The sequence below is a fragment of the Streptomyces sp. AM 2-1-1 genome (assembly GCF_029167645.1).
In the GTDB taxonomy this organism is placed as follows: domain Bacteria; phylum Actinomycetota; class Actinomycetes; order Streptomycetales; family Streptomycetaceae; genus Streptomyces.
The window spans coordinates 6,575,774-6,593,842 of the sequence record NZ_CP119147.1 but is presented as its reverse complement, the minus strand read 5'-3'; the positions used below and the strand labels follow the sequence as shown (position 1 = coordinate 6,593,842).

The window sequence follows — 18,069 nt, the reverse complement described above, 5'->3', positions numbered from 1 at the left end:
AGCAGCCATGACCACCCACCGGCATCGCATCGTGGATCTCAGCGAGACCCAGCCCAACCGCAGGCGCGGCGGCGACCTGCGCGCCGTGCTCACGCCCACGGCGGTCGGCGCCACCAGCGGCTTCATGGGGCTGGCCCTCATCGAGCCCGGTGACCGGATCGGCGAGCACTACCACCCCTACTCCGAGGAGTTCGTCTACGTCGTGGACGGCCTGCTCGAAGTGGATCTGGACGGCGAGACGTTCCCCATGCGCCGCGACCAGGGTCTGCTGATCCCGCCGCACGTCCGCCACCGCTTCCGCAACGTGGGCGACGTGGAGGCGCGCATGGTCTTCCACCTGGGCCCGCTCGCCCCGCGTCCGGAGCTCGGCCACGTCGACACGGAGGTCACGGAGACGGCCGAGCGCGGAGCGCCGCCAGAACGAACGGCGGCGTCCTCATGACCCGGCGGGTGGCAGTCACCGGGGTCGGCGTCGTCGCCCCCGGTGGCATCGGCGCCCCGGCGTTCTGGGACCTGCTCGCAGGCGGCCGTACGGCGACACGGGGCATCACGCTGTTCGACCCGTCGCAGTTCCGCTCGCGGATCGCCGCCGAGTGCGACTTCGACCCCGTCGCCCACGGCCTGGACGCGGAACTGATCGCCCGCTCCGACCGGTACGTCCAGTTCGCCCTGGTGGCCGCGAGGGAGGCGCTGGGCGATGCCGGGCTCGACCTGGAGAAGGAGGATCCGTGGCGCATCGGGGTCTCCCTCGGGACGGCGGTCGGCGGCACCACACGGCTGGAGCACGACTACGTCGCGGTCAGTGAGAGCGGGGCGCGCTGGGACGTCGACCACCGGTCGGCCGGCGCCCACCTCGAGCGGGCGTTCGCACCGAGCACCCTCGCTTCCGCGGTCGCGGAGGAGGTCGGTGCGCACGGCCCCGTGCAGACCGTCTCCACCGGCTGCACCTCCGGCCTCGACGCGATCGGGTACGCCTTCCACTCCGTGGAGGAGGGCCGTGTGGACGTCTGCATCGCGGGGGCGTCCGACACACCGATCACTCCGATCACGGTGGCCTGCTTCGACGCCATCAAGGCGACCTCGGCGAACAACGACGACCCGGAGCACGCCTCCAGGCCGTTCGACGCGCGCCGGGACGGGTTCGTGATGGGCGAGGGCGGAGCCGTCCTCGTCCTGGAGGAGCTGGAGCACGCGCGGGCCCGCGGGGCGACCGTCTACTGCGAGATCTCGGGGTACGCCACCTTCGGGAACGCGTACCACATGACCGGGCTGACCACCGAAGGGCTGGAGATGGCCGAGGCCATCAACAGCGCTCTGGCGCACGCCAGACTCGACGGCTCGCAGGTCGACTACGTCAACGCCCACGGTTCCGGCACCAAGCAGAACGACCGGCACGAGACGGCTGCGGTCAAACGGGCCCTGGGGCCGCACGCGTACAAGGTGCCGATGAGCTCGATCAAGTCGATGGTCGGCCACTCGCTCGGTGCCATCGGCGCGATCGAGATCGCCGCGTGCGTCCTGGCCCTCAAGCACCAGACGGTGCCGCCGACGGCCAACTACGAGACCGCCGACCCCGAGTGCGACCTCGACTACGTACCGCGCACCGCTCGTTCCCTCAAGCTGCGCAGCGTGCTCTCGGTCGGCAGCGGGTTCGGTGGATTCCAGTCAGCCGTCGCCATGACCCGATCGGGCGGGAGGACCCCATGAACGCACCGGCAGGCTCCGCACGTACCTCCGTCATCACGGGGATCGGCGTCGTCGCCCCCAACGGGACCGGCGCCGGCGCCTTCTGGAAGCAGACCCAGGAGGGCGTCAGCGTCCTCGACCTGGTCTCGCGGGAGGGCTGTGAGAACCTCCCGCTCCGGGTCGCCGGCGAGGTACGGGACTTCGACCCGGTCGCGTTCATCGAGGAGCGCTACCTCGTGCAGACCGACCGCTTCACGCACTACGCGATGGCCGCCGCCGATCTCGCGCTGAGCGACGCACGGCTCGGCCGCGCCGACTACGAAGGCGCGCCGTTCCAGGTGGGCGTGGTCACCGCCGCCGGTTCCGGTGGCGGCGAGTTCGGTCAGCGCGAGCTCCAGCGGCTGTGGGGCGAGGGCTCCCGCTACGTCGGGCCCTACCAGTCCATCGCCTGGTTCTACGCGGCCAGTACCGGTCAGATCTCGATCCGGGGTGGCTTCAAGGGGCCGTGCGCCGTCGTCGCGAGCGACGAGGCCGGCGGTCTGGACGCGCTGATGCACGCGGCGCGCTCCATCCGGCGCGGTACGGACGCCGTGGTGGTCGGCGCGGCCGAAGCACCACTCGCGCCGTACTCGGTCGTCTGCCAGCTCGGTTACGCAGCCCTCAGCCTCAGCGACGAACCCACCCGGGCCTACCGGCCGTTCACCGCGGACGCCTGCGGCTTCGCACCGGCCGAGGGCGGCGGCATGCTGGTGGTCGAGGAGGAGTCCGCGGCCCGCGCCCGCGGCGCCCGGGTGCGGGCCGAACTGGCCGGCCACTCCGCCACCTTCACCGGCGCGTCCCGGTGGGAGGAGTCCCGTGCGGGGCTCGCCCACGCGATCGAGGGGGCGCTGCGCGAAGCCGGCTGCGCGCCGGAGGAGATCGACGTGGTCTTCGCGGACGCGCTCGGCGTGCCCTCCGCCGACCGGGCCGAGGCGCTGGCGATCGCCGACGCGCTCGGCGCGCACGGACGGCGGGTGCCGGTGACGGCGCCCAAGACCGGCACCGGACGCGCCTACTGCGGCGCGCCCGTGCTGGACACGGCCGCCGCCGTGCTCGCGATGGAACACGGGCTGATCCCGCCGACGCCCAACGTCTTCGACGTGTGCCACGACCTCGACGTGGTCACCGGGCGGGCACGTCCCGCCGAGCTGCGCACCGCGCTCGTGCTCAGTCGCGGCCTGATGGGTTCGAACTCGGCCCTGGTGCTGCGCCGCCCCACCGATACCCCGCTGTGAGAAGGAGAAGTCCCTCATGACCGCACCGCTGACGTACGAAGAGCTGGCCGGACTGATGAAGAAGGGTGCCGGCCTGACCGCCGACCCCTCCGAGATGGCGAGCCGCCCCACCTCGTCCTTCGAGGAGTACGGCCTGGACTCGCTCGGGCTGCTCGGCATCGTGACCACGCTGGAGAACAGCTACGGTCACGCGCTGCCCGCCGACGCCGACAAGTGCAAGACGCCGGCCGAGTTCCTCGACCTCGTCAACAACACCCTCGTGACAGGAGCCTGACGTGTCCGGACACACCGAGAACGAGATCGTCATCGCCGCGCCGCTGGATCTCGTCTGGGACATGACGAACGACCTGGAGAACTGGCCGCAGCTCTTCAGCGAGTACGCGGCGGTCGAGGTGCTCGGGCGCGAGGGGCAGAAGACGACCTTCCGCCTCACCATGAAGCCCGACGACAACGGCAAGGTCTGGAGCTGGGTCTCGGAGCGCACCACCGACCGCCCCGGCCGCAACGTGCAGGCGCGGCGGGTGGAGCCCGGTCCGTTCCAGCACATGAACATCCGGTGGGAGTACTCGGAGGTCCGGGGTGGCACCCGCATGCTCTGGCGGCAGGACTTCGCGATGCGCCCCGACGCCCCCGTCGACGACGAGTGGATGACCGACAACATCAACAACAACTCCCGCATCCAGATGGAGCTCATCCGCGACAAGATCGAGCAGCGCGACCGCGAGCGCCGCTCCGCCTCCGTTCCCGCCCACTAGGGCGTCGCCCGGCGGATCACGGCAGGCCCTGATCCGCCGCCGGCCCCCGATCGCCCCGAAAGGCAGCCCGATGCACCACGCTCTGATCGTCGCCCGGATGGCTCCCGGTTCCGCTCCCGACATCGCGAAGCTGTTCGAGGCCTCCGACGCCACGGACCTCCCGCACCTCGTCGGCGTCCACCGGCGCACGCTGTTCCAGTTCGGCGACGTGTACCTGCACCTGATCGAGTCGGAGCGCCCCCCGGGCCCGGAGATCGCCAAGGTGATGGAGCACCCGGAGTTCCAGGCCATCAGCGACCGGCTCACCGCCTTCGTGAGCCCGTACGACCCGCAGACCTGGCGCGGTCCGAAGGACGCGATGGCCCAGCCGTTCTACACGTGGCAGCGGTAGGCACACGGGACGACGGCGGACGGCGCGACGCCCCGGGTCCGGCACTTCGGTGCCGGACCCGGGGCGTCGCGCGATTCCCCTGTCCGATTACGGCACGGTGCACTCGAAGGCGTGCAGGTAGGCGTTGACCGGGTGGATCTCCCCCACCCGGAGCCCCGCCTCGTCCAGGCGCCCGAGCAGGCTCTCCCGGGTGTGCTTGGCTCCACCGACGTTGAGCAGGAGCAGCAGGTCCATGGCCGTGGTGAACCGCATGGACGGGGTGTCGTCGACGAGGTTCTCGATGACCACCACGCGGGCGCCCGGCCGGGCCGCGGCGACCACGTTGCGCAGGGTCCTGCGGGTGCTCTCGTCGTCCCATTCGAGGATGTTCTTGATGATGTAGAGATCCACCTCGAACGGGATGTCCTCGCGGCAGTCGCCGGCCACGATCCGGACCCGGTCGGCGAGCGGGCCGCCGTCGCGCAGCCGTGCGTCGGCGCGGGCCACGACGCCGGGCAGGTCCATGAGGGTCCCCCGGACCGCGGGGTGCTTCTCCAGCAGGCCGGCGAGGACGTGGCCCTGGCCACCGCCGATGTCGGCGACCGAGGAGACGCCGGTCAGATCGAGGAGTTCGGCGACGTCCCGTGCGGACTGCGTGCTGGAGGTGGTCATCGCGCGGTTGAACACCTGGGCGGACTCGCCCGCGTCCTGGTGGAGGTAGTCGAAGAAGCCCTTGCCGAACGTCTCGGGGAAGACGCTCGTGCCGGAGCGCACCGCGTCTTCGAGGCGCGGCCAGACGTCCCAGGTCCAGGGCTCCGTGCACCACAGGGAGATGTAGCGCAGGCTGTGCGGATCGTCCTCGCGCAGTAGCCGGGACGTCTCGGTGTGCACGAACCTGCCGTCCGCCGTCTCGGCGAAGACGCCGTAGCAGGTCAGGGCCCGTAGCAGCCGCTGGAGCGGGACCGGCTGGGCATCGACCACCAGGGCGAGTTCCGCGGCGGAGGCCGGAGTCTCGCCGAGGGCGTCGGCGACGCCCAGCCGGGCCGCCGCGCGCACGGCTGCGGCGCAGGCGGCGCCGAAGGCGAGCTCCCTCAGCCGCATGGAGGGCGGTGGGGTCGCCGTGCCGATGTGGGTCTGGGGTGCCGCGAGGGTGGAGGTGAGGGGGGACTTCTCGGGGCTGGTCCCGGGGGTGGGGCTCACGGTGGTCATGCCGTCTCGATTCTCCTGGTGCGGCGGGGCGGGGTCATCCGGCACACATCCCGGCCGGTTCGGAGGTGGCGCAGGTGTTGCCGCTGAAGGTGTTGCCGGTGCCCGAGGTGTCACGGTTGGCGAGGTCCGCGGGGCTGTTGCCGCTCACGAGGTTCTCGCTGACCGTGTTGTCGGTGTTCAGGGCGCCGACGAAGCTCTTGAACAACAGGACGCCACCGGAGAAGTCGGTGGTGCCGACGTTGTCCCGGACGACGTTGGACCGTACGACCGTGCCCTCGCTGCCGGTGAGGACGATGCCCGATCCCCCGATCGCCGCGAGCCGCGGCGTCGCCGCGCAGACCTTGTTGTTCTTCACGATCCGGTTGCCGCTGATCGTCATCGCTCCGGCCGCGGGCTTGGACTCGTCGCCCACGACGAAGATCCCGCTGCAGTTGCCGGTGACGGTGTTGTCGTCGACCCGGAGGTTCCTGACCCGGCGTACGGTGACGCCGATGCGGTTCCCGCTGACCGTGTTGTCCGCGATCATCGTCCCGCCGGTGTCCGTCGCCCCGCCCTCCTCGCTGACCGCGTTGGCGACGAAGATACCCGCGTCGCCGTTGCCGGTGGCGGTGTTGCGGCGGAGGTCGGCGCGGGTCGAGCGCTCCTGGGCGATGCCCCAGGTGCCGTTGTCGCGGGCGGTCACCCGGCGGACGGAGAGACCGTCGGTCCAGGACGCCCATACGCCGTTCTTGGTGAAGCCGGAGACGGTGAGGGCGCGGATGCGGACGTCGTCGACGGTGTGTCCGGCGGTACCCACGACGCAGATGCCGTTGCCGCCCGCGGCGCAGGCGTTGGCCGCCCTCGGGCCATCGGCGGCGGCCGGCCCCTGGGCCGTCCCGGTGGGCGCCGCCGTCCCGGCCGCGGCCGGGGCGATCACCGTACGCTCGCCGGTCCCACGCAGCGTCAGGCCCGGTGTGGTGATCAGTACGCTCTCGCGGTAGGTACCGGGCAGGACGACGACGGTGTCGCCGGAGCGCGCGGCGTCCACCGCCTTCTGGATCGATTCTCCTGGGTGCACCACGTGTTCGTGGGGTCCGGAGGCTGCCGTGGGGGCGGCGGTGAGCCCGAGGACGGTGGCCGTGGCGGCGGTGACGCCCGCCAGGCATTTCATGTGCTTTGTTCTCATGAGCCGAAGTTATGGGTGATCAACCCCACCCGCCACGCAGGGTGAGCGAGTGGACACCAAGCGCCCCTGAATGGGTTACGGGGGCGTCCTCCGGTCGCCCTCCGGCCCGGCCGGACCTCTCGGCCGCGCGGCGCCGGGACCCGTTCAGTGGGCGTCCCCCCTCGTCGACGAGGTGATGATGTCGCCGTGCGCGAAGTCCCCCGGAGGGATCCCCGGGTGGTGGCTCTCCGGCGGCGGATGCGGGCCGGAGGTCCCGAGCGCCAGCCGGGAGACGATGCGGTAGCGGTCGCCCCGGTAGAGGGAGTGCACGTACTCGACGGGCCGGCCCGCCGTGTCGGTGGTGAGGCGTTCGATCAGCAGGGCGGGTGAGAGGACCGGAATGTCCAGGACCGCCGCCTCGGCCTCGTTGATGACGGTGGGCTCGATGGACTGGACGGCCTGGTCGACGTGGACGTGGTGGTGCTCGCGCAGGTGGTCGTAGAGGTCCCCCGCCTCGAGCTCCTGCGGGGTGAGGGTGGGGACCAGCTCCGCCGGGATGTGGAGGTGCTCGATCGCCATCGGCGAGCCGTCCACCAGGCGCAGGCGGGCGATGTAGACCACCTCGGCCGCGGGCGACACCCGCAGCTTGCGGCCGATGCGCGCGCCGGCGCGGATCGTGTCGAGTTGCAGCAGCCTGCTGGACCACGTGCCGGCCGCGCGGGGCACCACGAAGGCCGCGTCGTCCGAGACCAGCTCCTGGGTGATCTTGGCGGGAGCCACGAACATGCCGCGCCCGTGTTCGCGTACGAGCTGTCCGGTGGCGACGAGTTCGTCGACCGCGGCGCGCAGAGTGGGCCGGGAGACGCCGAGTTCGGCACTGAGAGTGCGCTCCGAGGGGATGGCGTCGCCGGGACGGCGCACCTCGATCAGTCCGAGGAGGTGTTCGCGGACCCGCTCGCGTTTGAGTACGCCGCCGGAGCCTGAGGAGCTGTTCTGCATGGATCTGGCCTCTCCGCCTCTTCGTCGGCAACTGGTTCGGTGGTAAGCGATGACTGGGGCAGCGGGAAGTCTACAACGCACTCAACTGCCCTTATTAGTTCAAGGGTTGACGCCACCACTGGTCTATGCCACCTTCTAGCCACGCCGTTGTCCAGTTGACCAATTGGTCAGCTATTTCTCGAGGTGAATCCAGTGAAGATCCGCTTCATCCCGGCCGCGGTGGCCTTGGCGGCCATGTGTGCGCTCACCGCGTGCGACAGCTCCTCGCCCGGGTCCGACCAGTCCGGCGGGCCCGCCGCGCTCACCGTATGGATCATGAAGGACAGCGTCTCCGACGCCTATCTGCAGCGTTTCGAGAAGGAGTTCGAGACCCAGCACCAGGGAACCGACCTGGACATCCAGATACAGGAGTGGGACGGGATCGGCGAGAAGATCACCGCTGCCCTCGCCAGCAAGGACGCCCCGGACGTGATCGAGGTGGGCAACACCCAGGTCGCGCAGTACGCGCAGAGCGGCGGGGTGCTCGATCTCAGCGACAAAGTCACGGAGTTGGAGGGCGCGGACTGGCTGCCCGGCCTGGCGGAGCCGGGGAAGGTGGACGGGAAGCAGTTCGGTGTCCCCTGGTACGCCGCCAACCGCGTGGTGATCTACAACAAGGACCTCTTCGCGAAGGCCGGCGTCACCGCGCCTCCCCGCACCCGCGAGGAGTGGCTGGAGATCACCGGGAAGCTCGACAAGGGCGGCAAGCAGGGCATCTACCTCCCCGGTCAGAACTGGTACACCCTGGCCGGCTTCGTCTGGGAAGAGGGCGGCGAACTCGCCGTGAAGGACGGCGACACGTGGCGGGGCGCGCTCGGCAGTCCTGAGGCGCTGAGGGGCATGGAGTTCTACCAGCGGCTGCAGGCCCTGGGCGAGGGCCCCGAGGACGCGGACGAGGCCAACCCGCCCCAGGCGGACGTGTTCGCCAAGGGCGACGTCGCCCAGATCATCGCCGTACCCGGCGGTGCCAAGATCGTGGAGCAGGCCAATCCGGCCCTCGCGGGCAAGCTCGGGTTCTTCCCGATCCCCGGCAGGACGGCGGGTACCCCCGGGGCGACCTTCACCGGCGGTTCCGACCTCATCGTCCCCGTCGCCTCGGCCCACCAGGACGCGGCCTACGAGGTGGTGCGGGCCCTCGCCGGGGAGAAGGAGCAGACGGAGCTCGCGCGCACCATGAGCTACGTGCCCAACCGGACGTCGCTGGCCGGTGTCCTCAAGGACGACGAGGGCAACGCCGCGATGGCGGCCGCCGCGGCACGGGGACGCGCCACGCCCAACTCCCCCGAGTGGGCGGCGGTCGAGGCCACCAACCCGATCAAGGAGTACATGACGGCCGTGCTGACCGGGAGCGACCCGGCGAAGGCGGCGAAGGCCGCGTCCGACGCCATCAGCAAGACCCTCAACCCGTGAGCGGGCTCCTCCCCGGGGGTCGGGCATGACCCGGACCGCGGACCGGATCGGCCCCGGGGCGGCGACCGGATCGCCCACCCCGGACACCGGGAAGGCCGCTCCCCCGGTGTCCGGACCGGCCGGTGGTCGCCGCCGCAGGGTGCCCGCCACCTTCTGGCCGTATCTGCTCGTCGCCCCCACCGTGATCGGTTTCGCCCTCCTGCTGGCCTACCCCCTGGTGCGGAACCTGCTGATCTCCTTCCAGCACTACGGCATGGCGGAACTCATCCGGGGCCACGCGTCCTCCGCGGGCCTGGAGAACTACTCCGCGATCCTGCGGGACGACGAGTTCTGGCAGGTCGTCCGGCGCACCCTGCTGTGGACCGCGGTCAACGTCGTGCTCATCATGGTGATCGGCACCGCCGTCGCGCTGATGCTGCAGCACCTCGGCAAGAAGATGCGGACCCTGGTACTCGTGGGGCTGGTGCTCGCCTGGGCCAGCCCGGTGATCGCCACCACCACCGTCTTCCAGTGGCTCTTCGCCTCCCGGCTGGGGGTGGTCAACTGGCTGCTGGTCCGGCTCGGGTTCGACTCCTTCGAGGGGTACTCGTGGTTCGCGCACGGGCCGGCCGCGTTCACCGTCCTGGTCCTGCTCGTGGTGTGGCAGTCGGTGCCCTTCGTCGCCGTCACCCTGCACTCCGCGCTGACCACCGTCCCGGCCGAGCTCTTCGAGTCCGCCCGGATCGACGGAGCCGGCGGCTGGCGGATCTTCCGGTCCCTCACGCTGCCCCTCCTGCGGCCGGTCTTCGGGCTGGTGCTGAGCCTGGAGGTCATCTGGGTCTTCCGGTGCTTCGCACAGATCTGGGCGGTCACCGAGGGCGGTCCCGGCGGTGCGACCACCACGCTGCCGGTCTACGCCTACCGAGTCGCCCAGTCACTGCACCGCTACGACCTGGGGGCGGCCGCCGCGACCCTCACCGTCCTCGTCCTGGTCGGCGCGCTGGTCCTCTACTTCCGCCAGATGTTCCGTCAGGAGGCCGAGCTGTGAGATCCCTCCGCGCCCGCGTGGCCCTGCGCGGACTGCCCCTGCACGCGGGGGCGGTGCTCGTCTTCGCGCTCAGCGTCTTCCCCGTCTACTGGATGATCCTCACCGCGTTCAAGCCGACCGCGGACATCCAGTCGAAGACCCCGGTGTTCCTGCCCGCCTCGATGACGCTGGAGCACTTCTCCGACGCGGTGACGGCCGACGGCTTCTGGTCGTTCTGGCGCAACAGCCTGATGGTCACGGTGGGGTGCGTCCTGCTGGCCCTCGTGGTCGCCCTCGGCGCCGCGTTCGCCGTGGCCCGGCTGCGCTGGAAGGGCCGCCGGGGCTTCGTCCTCATGGTGTTCGTCGCCCAGGTCGCCCCGTGGGAGGCGCTGCTGATCCCGATGTACGTCATCGCCCGCGACACCGACATGCTCGACCGGCTCGCGACCCTGACCCTCGTCTACTTCATGATCACGCTGCCCTTCACCATCGTGACCCTGCGGAGCTTCCTGTCCGCGATCCCCGCCGAGCTGGAGGAGGCGGCCCAGGTGGACGGATGCACCCGGGCCGCCGCCTTCCGCCGGGTCACGTTCCCGCTGCTGGCTCCGGGGCTGCTCGCCACCTCCCTCTTCGGCTTCATCACCGCGTGGAACGAGTTCGCCTTCGCCAACATGCTGATCATCAAGGACCAGGACGACCGGACCCTGCCCGTCTGGCTCTCCTCGTTCTCCAACGTGTTCGGCACCGACTGGGGCGCCACCATGGCCGCCTCCACCCTCTTCGCGCTGCCCGTCCTCGTCCTCTTCCTCGTCCTCCAGCGACGGGTCGCCACCGGTATGACCGGCGGCGCGGTCAAGGGTTAGGAGTAACCGTGTCCATGCCCCCCACCGGTCTCGGCCTCGTGCCGAAGCCCTTACGGCTCCACCTCCGCAGGGGCCGCTTCACCTTCGACGCCACCACCGCGATCCGCTCCACCCCCGGCACCGGGCCCGCCGCACTCCTGCTGCGTACCCTGCTCGCTCCGGCGACCGGACTGCCGCTGCCCCTCGCGGACGACGGACAGGTCGTCCTCGCCCTCGATCCCGGACTCGCCGGCCTCGGCGCCCAGGGCTACGGGCTCACCGTCAGCGAGGAGGCGGTGCTGCTGCGGGCCGCCGGGCCCGACGGCCTGCTGCACGGCGTCCAGACCCTGCGTCAGCTGCTGCCGGCCGCCGCGCTCTCCACCGCGCCGGCGCCCGACATCCCGTGGTCGATCCCCTGCCTGGAGACGACGGACGTGCCGCGCTTCGCCTGGCGGGGGGCGATGCTCGACGTGGCCCGTCATTTCCAGCCCGTCGCGTTCCTGCGGCGTTTCACGGACCTGCTGGCCCTGCACAAGCTCAACGTGCTGCACCTGCACCTCACCGACGACCAGGGCTGGCGGATGCCGGTCGGCGCCTACCCCCGGCTCACGGAGGTGGGCGGGGTGCCGCACGGAGGCGCGTACACCCGCGAGGAACTGACCGGCCTGGTCGCCTACGCCGCCGACCGCGGGGTGACCGTCGTCCCGGAGATCGAGATGCCCGGGCACGTCCGCGCCGCGCTCGCCGCCTACCCGCACCTCGGCAACTTCCCCGACCGCCGGCTGGACGTCTGGGACCGCCACGGCGTCTGCGACACCGTCCTCGGCGTCCACGACGAGGCCCTCGACTTCTGCCGGGCCGTGCTCGGCGAGGTCATGGAGATCTTCCCCTCGCCGTACATCCACGTCGGCGGCGACGAGTGCCCGACCGACGAGTGGCACTCCTCGCCCTCCGCGCTGCGGCGCGTCGCCGAGCAGGGGCTGGCCGGGCCAGAGGAGCTCCGCCGCTGGCTCATGGACCGGGTCGGGACCTACCTGACCGAGCACGGCAGACGCCCGCTGGGCTGGACCGAGAGCGGCGACGACCTGCCGAAGTCGTTCACCGTGATGGCGTGGCGGGAGGCGGAGCACGGGCTCGCGGCGGCGCGTGAGGGCCACCCGGTCATCATGACCCCGCACCGTTCCACCTACCTCGACTACCCGGCCTCCACGCACTCCGACGAACCGCCGGGGCAGCCCGGCTTCACCGTGGACCTGCCCACCGTCCACGCCACCGACCCCGCGCCCGACCACTGGGATCCGGCGGACGCCGCCCACGTACTGGGCACCCAGGCCCAGTTGTGGACGGAGTACGTGCCCACCGCCGCGCACGCCGAGTACCTCCTCTTCCCCCGGCTGTGCGCCCTGGCCGACACCGCCTGGTCCGGCGGCCGCGACTGGGACGGGTTCCGGGCGCGGCTGGACCACCACAAGACCCGGCTCGACGCCCTCGGGGTGCCGGGCCGTCCCTCCACGATCCACCTTCCCGAGAGGAACACCAGGTGACGAGCACAGCCACGAACAAGAGAGAGCGCACCTCCCGTCCCCGCACCTCCCGCGTCCGCGTCGCACTGGCCGCCCTGGCGCTGGCCGGCCTCGGCTCCGCCACCCTGGCGGCCGTGCCCGCCACCGCCGCCGGCGAACCCCTGACGGTCCAGTACCGCCAGAGCTCCACCGGTTCCGACCAGGCGGAACCCTGGTTCAAGGCCGTCAACACCGGCAGCGCGTCCGTCTCCCTCGCGCAGGTCAAGATCCGCTACTACTTCAAGGCGGACGCCGGAGCTTCGTACACCTACGCCTGCTCCTGGGCGGTCAAGGGGTGCGCCAACATCACGGGCACCTTCGGCACACTCGCGCACCCCACCGCGACGGCCGACCGCTACCTGGAGATCGGCTTCACCGCCGGGGCCGGCTCGCTGGCTCCCGGCGCGGACACCGGCGACATGCAGCTGCGCTTCCACCGCTCCAACTGGCAGCCGCTGAACCAGTCGGACGACTACTCCTTCGGCTCGGCGCAGACCTCGTACGCCAACTGGTCCAAGGTGACCGCGACCGTGGGCGGTACCCAGGTGTGGGGCACCGCGCCGGCGGGCAACGGCCCGGGCACCGACCCGACCGTTCCCACGGACCCGACCGATCCGCCCGGTGGCGGCGCCCGGCTCTTCGACGACTTCACCTACACGTCGTACAGCGACCCCGCGATCGGCGCGCACGGCTGGAACGTGCGCTCCAACTCGGGCGGCCCCGGCGTGCCGGGCGCGAGCTGGCCGGCCGAGAACGTCACCTTCGCCAAGGAGGGGACCAACACGATCATGAACCTGGAGACCTCCACCGCCGGTACCGCGGGGACCACCGAGCAGGCCGAAGTCCTCACCAAGGCGACGAAGTTCCGCAACGGCACCTACGCGGCCCGGGTGCGGTTCGCCGACGCCCCGAAGTACGGACCCGACGGGGACCACCTCGTCAGCACCTTCTTCACCATCAACGACCTCAAGGCGCCGATGGCCGACGACTACGCGGAGTACGACTTCGAGTACCTGCCCAACGGCGGCTGGGGCGAGCCCGCGAACATCCTCTACACGACGTCCTGGGAGACCTACCGCCCCGACCCGTGGGAGGCGGTCAACCAGCACTCCGAGTCCCGGATCAGCTACGCGGGCTGGCACGATCTGGTCCTCACCATCGACAACAGCTCCATCGTCTACTCCATCGACGGCGTCGAGTTCGGGCGTCACGACTCCCGCTACCTGCCGGAGCGGCCGATGTCCATCAACTTCAACCAGTGGCTGATCGACCTCGCGGGCCAGACCAGCACCACCCCGCGTGCCTACGACCAGAAGGTCGACTGGGTGTTGCACGTCAAGGACCGGGTGCTGACCCCGGCCCAGGTCACCGCCGAGATCGCTGCCTACCGGGCGGCGGGCAAGTCGTTCGAGGACACCGTGCCCACGGTCTCCTGAGGCCTCACCTCCCGCCGGACCCCGTCCCGCCGGCCCCGCCCGGCGGGACGGGGTCCGGTACGGGGAGGGGACGGTCCGGGGGGACGGTCGCGCGTCCGTCCCCGGACCGTCCCCGAAACGGACGCTCAGCGCGCGAGCAGCGCCCGGGCGGTCGACTCCACGTACTCGTGCAGGCCGTAGGGCAGGACCAGTCCCAGCAGCGCCGGCACCACGACTGCCGCCAGCAGGCCGGCCGCGGCCGCCCGCGGCCCCGCTCCCCGGGGCCGTGAGGGTACGGGACCCAGCAGGGCTCCGACCCGCTGCGGGACCGGGCCGGTGCCGACGGAGAGCAGCGGGCCGCGGGCCGTATCCGTCCGTCCGGAGGATGCCGCGGCGAGTGCCGCGCGTGCGATCGCCGTCGCGGCGAGCTTCCGGTCGCCCACCGAGGCGGCCGCCGACTCATCGGCCCAGCGTTCCAGGTGGTAGTCGAGGGCGGGGAGCAGCGAGCGCAGCGCGGGGTGCACCGCGGCGGCCAGGTGGACGGAGACGGACAGCACGTGGTGACGGCCCGCGAGATGGGCCCGCTCGTGGCTGAACAGCACGTCACGTTCGTCCGGTTCCAGGGCCCGGATCATGCCCGTGGTCACCACGACGCGGCCGCGCTGCCCGCGTCTGCCCGGAAGCGCGAAGGCCTGGGGATCCGCGTCGGGCACCACCAGCAGGTCGCTGTCCGAGTCCGGGTCACCGGCCGAGGCCCGGGCACCGGCCAGGATCGAGCGGCGCTCGTACCAGCGGCGGCCGACGAGCACCGCCTGGGTCACCAGCACCACTCCGGCAGCGGCGGCGATCGGCAGGGCCGCGGGCCACTCGGCGGCCGACCGCGGCAACGGAACCCGTTCGAGGGAGGCGAGGAACGGTACGTGGAACAGGCCGACGAGGGCCGCGACCGTACCGCCCGCGAGCAGCACTGCGGCCGAAGTCAGCACGGCGCACGCTTCTCGCGGCGGCAGGAACGCGGCCAGTCCGCGGCCGGCCGCGGCTCCGCCCCACGGAAGCACCAACGTCAGCCCAACCATCGCCAGGACGAGGGTCACGGGTCTCCCCCGGTCTCCAGGAGCATGCGCCGCAGCGCCTCCTCGTCGCCCTCGGAGAGCGAGGACACGAAGCGCTTGAGCACGAGGTCGCGGCGGGGTTCGCGCTCCAGCTCCCGGCGCATCCGGCCGGCCGCCAGACCTGCGGCGTCGTCGGCCGCGGCGTAGGCGAACCCCCGGGCCGCACGGCTCCGCACGAGCGTCCCCCTCTCGTGCAGGCGGGTCAGGATCGTCGTCACCGTCGTCCGCGCCAGGTCCCGGCCGATCGCGGCGTTGACCTGCTTCGGCGTCAGGGGCTCCCGCGCGGCCCAGAGGACCGCGAGTACGTCCGCGACGAGCTCACCGTGCGGACGTCTCGCGTCCTGGCCGTCCTCCACCATCCCGCCACCGCCTCGCTGTCGCCCCGGGCGGACGCTCCCGAACACAAGAATAGGTTTGCCTCACCTCACTTTACAGAGGCGAGTGCGCCCCCGATCCGGTCGAGCCGGCCCGCCGACGGGCCGTCACTTCGTTCTCGCCCGCTTCGTGCCGGTCGTGCGGACCGTCCCGCATCCGTCGGCCGGGGCGATCGGCACGCACCGCTTCACCGACGCGATAGGCGGCCCGCTCCTCGCAGCGACCCGCCCCACCGTCAAGCCGGCGCTGCGGGGGCGGACCCACCGGGACGGGCGGCCGGGCACCCTCTCCCCCCGCCCCGGCCCGGGGGCAGACGTAGCGGCCACCATCGTCTACAGTTCCGTAGTCGGAAGGGCAGCCTTGCCTAACTCTGCGGCTCTGCCGCCCGCTTTCCCTGGAGCCACGATGTCCTCATCCTCCCGCGCGGCATTTCTCGCAGCCGCCGGTCTGGCGATAGTCACCGTCACGGCCACGGGGTGTGCGCAGAAGACCGACGCCGGGGCCGCCGGAGCCATCCGGGTGACCGCTTCGGACAGTGACTGCAAGGTCTCCAAGACCGAGTTCCCGGCGGGCAAGATCTCCGTCGAGGTCGAGAACAAGGGCTCCAAGGTCACCGAGTTGTACGTGCTCTTCCCGGACGACCGGATCGCCGCCGAGCGCGAGAACATCGGCCCCGGCACCAAGGCCACGATCACCGCCGAGGTCAAGGCGGGCGAGTACGAGTTCGCCTGCAAGCCCGGTATGAAGGGTGACGGCATCCGCACCAAGGTCAAGGCCACCGGCGAGGGCGCGCGGAAGCGCAGCCCCGAGCTCGACGCCGCCGTCGCCGCCTACCGCTCGTACGCCCAGGGCCAGGCCGACGAGACCCTCCCGAAGGTCAAGGTCTTCACGGACGCGGTCCGCGCCGGTGACATCACGGCGGCCAAGGCGGCGTTCGCACCCTCCCGCACCGGCTGGGAGCGTACCGAGCCGATCGCCGAGTCCTTCGGCGACATCGACCCGCTGACCGACACCCGCGAGGACGGTCTGGAGCCCGGCCAGAAGTGGACCGGGTGGCACCGCCTGGAGAAGGCCCTGTGGGCCGACAAGAAGATCGGTGACGAGGAGAAGGCGCTCGCCACCCAGCTCGACAAGGACCTCACCGACTGGCAGAAGCGGGTCGGTCAGGCGGAGATCACGCCCACCTCGATGGCCAACGGCGCCAAGGAGCTGCTGGACGAGGTCGCGACCGGCAAGGTGACCGGCGAGGAGGACCGTTACTCCCACACGGACCTCGACGACTTCAAGGCCAACGTGGAGGGCGCGCAGAAGGCGTACGAGCTGCTCAAGCCGACCGCCGCGAAGAACGACGCGGCCCTGGTGACGGAGCTGGACAAGCAGTTCGCCGCTCTGGACGCCCTGCTGGAGAAGTACCGCAGCGCCCCGGGGGCCACCGCGTTCGTCACGTACGACAAGGTCGGCGCAGCGGATCGCAAGCAGTTCTCCGACGCCGTCAACGCGTTGGCCGAGCCGCTCTCCAAGCTCGCCGCAGCGGTTGCCAAGTAGGGCCGGCGGGGAAGGAACGGGAGCTTCCATGCCCGAACAGGCTGAGCAGTCCGGACGGCTCGGACAGGCTGAGCGGTCCGAGCCGTCCGCGCCGGAGGCCGGTTCCTCCGGGTTCTCGCGCCGCGCCGTGCTCGGCTGGGGCGGAGCCGGGCTCGCGCTCGGCGCCTCGGCCGGCGGTGCCGTCGGGCTCCTGAGCGGCTCCGACGACGACGGTTCCCGCACCCGGTCGGCGGTGCCCTTCCACGGTGAGCACCAGGCCGGCATCGCCAGCGCCGTGCAGGACCGCCTGCACTTCGCGGCGTTCGACGTGCGGACCGGGGACCGGGCCGAACTGGTCCGGTTGCTCAAGGAGTGGACCGTCGCGGCCCGCCTGATGACGGCGGGCCTCCCGGTCGGCGAGGGCGGCTTCGGCGGCCTGCCGGAGGCTCCGCCGGACGACACCGGCGAGGCCCTCGGCCTGTCGGCGTCGCGCCTGACCCTGACCATCGGTTTCGGCCCCGGGCTGTTCGCCCGGGACCGTTTCGGCCTGGAGGCCGAGCGCCCCGAGGCTCTGGTGGACCTGGAGACGTTCCCCGGCGACAACCTCGACGCGGCTCGTTCCGGCGGTGACCTCTGTGTGCAGGCCTGTGCCGACGATCCCCAGGTGGCGGTGCACGCGATCCGCCAGCTCGCCCGTATCGGCTTCGGCAGGGTGGCCGTCCGCTGGTCGCAGCTGGGCTTCGGCAAGACCTCCTCGACCACTCCGGACGCGCAGACCCCGCGGAACATGATGGGGTTCAAGGACGGCACCCGGAACGTCTCGGGCACCGACTCGGCCGCCCTGGACAAGCACGTGTGGGCCGCCCCGGGCGACGGCAGCGCCTGGATGGCGGGGGGCTCGTACCTGGTGGCCCGGCGCATCCGGATGCACATCGAGACCTGGGACCGCACCTCGCTCCAGGAGCAGGAGGACGTCTTCGGCCGGGACAAGGGCGAGGGCGCTCCCGTCGGCAGGTCCGAGGAGCGCGACGAGCCGTTCCTGAAGGCGATGAAGCCCGACGCGCACGTCCGCCTGGCGCACCCGGACACCAACGGCGGGGCGACGATCCTGCGCCGCGGCTACTCCTTCACGGACGGTACGGACGGGCTGGGCCGGCTCGACGCGGGCCTGTTCTTCCTGGCCTACCAGCGTGACGTACGCAAGGGCTTCATCCCGATCCAGCGGGGTCTCGCGCGGCACGACGCGCTCAACGAGTACATCCAGCACGTGGGTTCGGCCGTCTTCGCCGTCCCGCCGGGCGTCCGCGACAAGGACGACTGGTGGGGCCGGACCCTTTTCTCCTGATT

General features: G+C 71.6%; 18 protein-coding genes. 13 read left to right on the top strand and 5 right to left on the bottom strand.

Going from position 1 to position 18,069, the window contains the following annotated elements; genetic code table 11:
- The first annotated feature begins 7 nt into the window (after positions 1-7).
- The 6 genes from PZB77_RS28650 to PZB77_RS28625 all read left to right on the top strand — a co-directional run bounded on the left by PZB77_RS28650 (position 8) and on the right by PZB77_RS28625 (position 4,106).
- The gene (locus PZB77_RS28650) at positions 8-442 is read left to right on the top strand and encodes a cupin domain-containing protein (protein WP_275495528.1); all 435 of its coding nucleotides are present in this window, start codon (positions 8-10) and stop codon (positions 440-442) included.
- A complete protein-coding gene (locus PZB77_RS28645; protein WP_275495527.1) occupies positions 439-1,707 on the top strand; it encodes a beta-ketoacyl-[acyl-carrier-protein] synthase family protein in 1,269 nt (422 codons plus the stop codon). Before PZB77_RS28650 ends, PZB77_RS28645 begins: the two co-directional genes overlap by 4 nt.
- Positions 1,704-2,960: a beta-ketoacyl synthase N-terminal-like domain-containing protein gene (locus PZB77_RS28640; RefSeq protein ID WP_275495526.1), complete on the top strand. Its 1,257-nt coding sequence runs from the start codon at positions 1,704-1,706 to the stop codon at positions 2,958-2,960. Before PZB77_RS28645 ends, PZB77_RS28640 begins: the two co-directional genes overlap by 4 nt.
- Positions 2,961-2,976: 16 nt before the next feature.
- Positions 2,977-3,234 carry an acyl carrier protein gene (locus tag PZB77_RS28635; RefSeq protein WP_275495525.1) on the top strand — a complete coding sequence of 86 codons (258 nt, stop codon included), beginning with the start codon at positions 2,977-2,979 and terminating at the stop codon, positions 3,232-3,234.
- Position 3,235: 1 nt separating this feature from the next.
- Positions 3,236-3,715: an SRPBCC family protein gene (locus tag PZB77_RS28630; protein ID WP_275495524.1), complete on the top strand. Its 480-nt coding sequence runs from the start codon at positions 3,236-3,238 to the stop codon at positions 3,713-3,715.
- A gap of 70 nt (positions 3,716-3,785) precedes the next feature.
- The gene (locus PZB77_RS28625; protein ID WP_275495523.1) at positions 3,786-4,106 is read left to right on the top strand and encodes a TcmI family type II polyketide cyclase; all 321 of its coding nucleotides are present in this window, start codon (positions 3,786-3,788) and stop codon (positions 4,104-4,106) included.
- A gap of 87 nt (positions 4,107-4,193) precedes the next feature.
- On the opposite strand, the gene PZB77_RS28620 is transcribed toward PZB77_RS28625, so the two are convergent.
- From PZB77_RS28620 to PZB77_RS28610, 3 genes are all read right to left on the bottom strand, one after another.
- Positions 4,194-5,294, bottom strand: coding sequence for a methyltransferase (locus tag PZB77_RS28620; protein WP_275495522.1), 1,101 nt, complete (start codon positions 5,292-5,294; stop codon positions 4,194-4,196).
- A gap of 34 nt (positions 5,295-5,328) precedes the next feature.
- Complete coding sequence (locus PZB77_RS28615) at positions 5,329-6,459, bottom strand: right-handed parallel beta-helix repeat-containing protein (protein WP_275495521.1); 1,131 nt, start codon at positions 6,457-6,459, stop codon at positions 5,329-5,331.
- A 144-nt stretch (positions 6,460-6,603) separates the two neighbouring features.
- Positions 6,604-7,437 carry a GntR family transcriptional regulator gene (locus tag PZB77_RS28610; protein WP_275495520.1) on the bottom strand — a complete coding sequence of 278 codons (834 nt, stop codon included), beginning with the start codon at positions 7,435-7,437 and terminating at the stop codon, positions 6,604-6,606.
- A 234-nt stretch (positions 7,438-7,671) separates the two neighbouring features.
- Between PZB77_RS28610 and PZB77_RS28605 the strand changes: the two genes are divergently transcribed.
- From PZB77_RS28605 to PZB77_RS28585, 5 genes are all read left to right on the top strand, one after another.
- Entirely contained in the window at positions 7,672-8,886 is a 1,215-nt protein-coding gene (locus PZB77_RS28605; RefSeq protein ID WP_275496254.1) for an extracellular solute-binding protein, read from the top strand.
- A gap of 25 nt (positions 8,887-8,911) precedes the next feature.
- A complete protein-coding gene (locus tag PZB77_RS28600) occupies positions 8,912-9,913 on the top strand; it encodes a sugar ABC transporter permease (RefSeq protein ID WP_275495519.1) in 1,002 nt (333 codons plus the stop codon).
- A 92-nt stretch (positions 9,914-10,005) separates the two neighbouring features.
- The gene (locus PZB77_RS28595) at positions 10,006-10,755 is read left to right on the top strand and encodes a carbohydrate ABC transporter permease (RefSeq protein WP_275496253.1); all 750 of its coding nucleotides are present in this window, start codon (positions 10,006-10,008) and stop codon (positions 10,753-10,755) included.
- A gap of 14 nt (positions 10,756-10,769) precedes the next feature.
- Positions 10,770-12,278 (top strand): beta-N-acetylhexosaminidase, encoded by a 1,509-nt coding sequence (locus tag PZB77_RS28590; RefSeq protein ID WP_275496252.1) that lies wholly within the window; start codon positions 10,770-10,772, stop codon positions 12,276-12,278.
- Positions 12,279-12,343: 65 nt separating this feature from the next.
- Positions 12,344-13,732 carry a cellulose binding domain-containing protein gene (locus PZB77_RS28585; RefSeq protein ID WP_275496251.1) on the top strand — a complete coding sequence of 463 codons (1,389 nt, stop codon included), beginning with the start codon at positions 12,344-12,346 and terminating at the stop codon, positions 13,730-13,732.
- Positions 13,733-13,857: 125 nt separating this feature from the next.
- On the opposite strand, the gene PZB77_RS28580 is transcribed toward PZB77_RS28585, so the two are convergent.
- Positions 13,858-14,805: a M56 family metallopeptidase gene (locus tag PZB77_RS28580; protein WP_275495518.1), complete on the bottom strand. Its 948-nt coding sequence runs from the start codon at positions 14,803-14,805 to the stop codon at positions 13,858-13,860.
- Positions 14,802-15,182, bottom strand: coding sequence for a BlaI/MecI/CopY family transcriptional regulator (locus tag PZB77_RS28575; RefSeq protein WP_275495517.1), 381 nt, complete (start codon positions 15,180-15,182; stop codon positions 14,802-14,804). Before PZB77_RS28575 ends, PZB77_RS28580 begins: the two co-directional genes overlap by 4 nt.
- Before the next feature lie 421 nt (positions 15,183-15,603).
- Here PZB77_RS28575 and efeO point away from each other — a divergent pair, with 421 nt between their 5' ends.
- Complete coding sequence (gene efeO / locus PZB77_RS28570) at positions 15,604-16,743, top strand: iron uptake system protein EfeO (protein ID WP_275495516.1); 1,140 nt, start codon at positions 15,604-15,606, stop codon at positions 16,741-16,743.
- Between the two features lie 28 nt (positions 16,744-16,771).
- Positions 16,772-18,067, top strand: coding sequence for an iron uptake transporter deferrochelatase/peroxidase subunit (gene efeB, locus PZB77_RS28565; RefSeq protein ID WP_275495515.1), 1,296 nt, complete (start codon positions 16,772-16,774; stop codon positions 18,065-18,067).
- Positions 18,068-18,069: the final 2 nt, after the last annotated feature.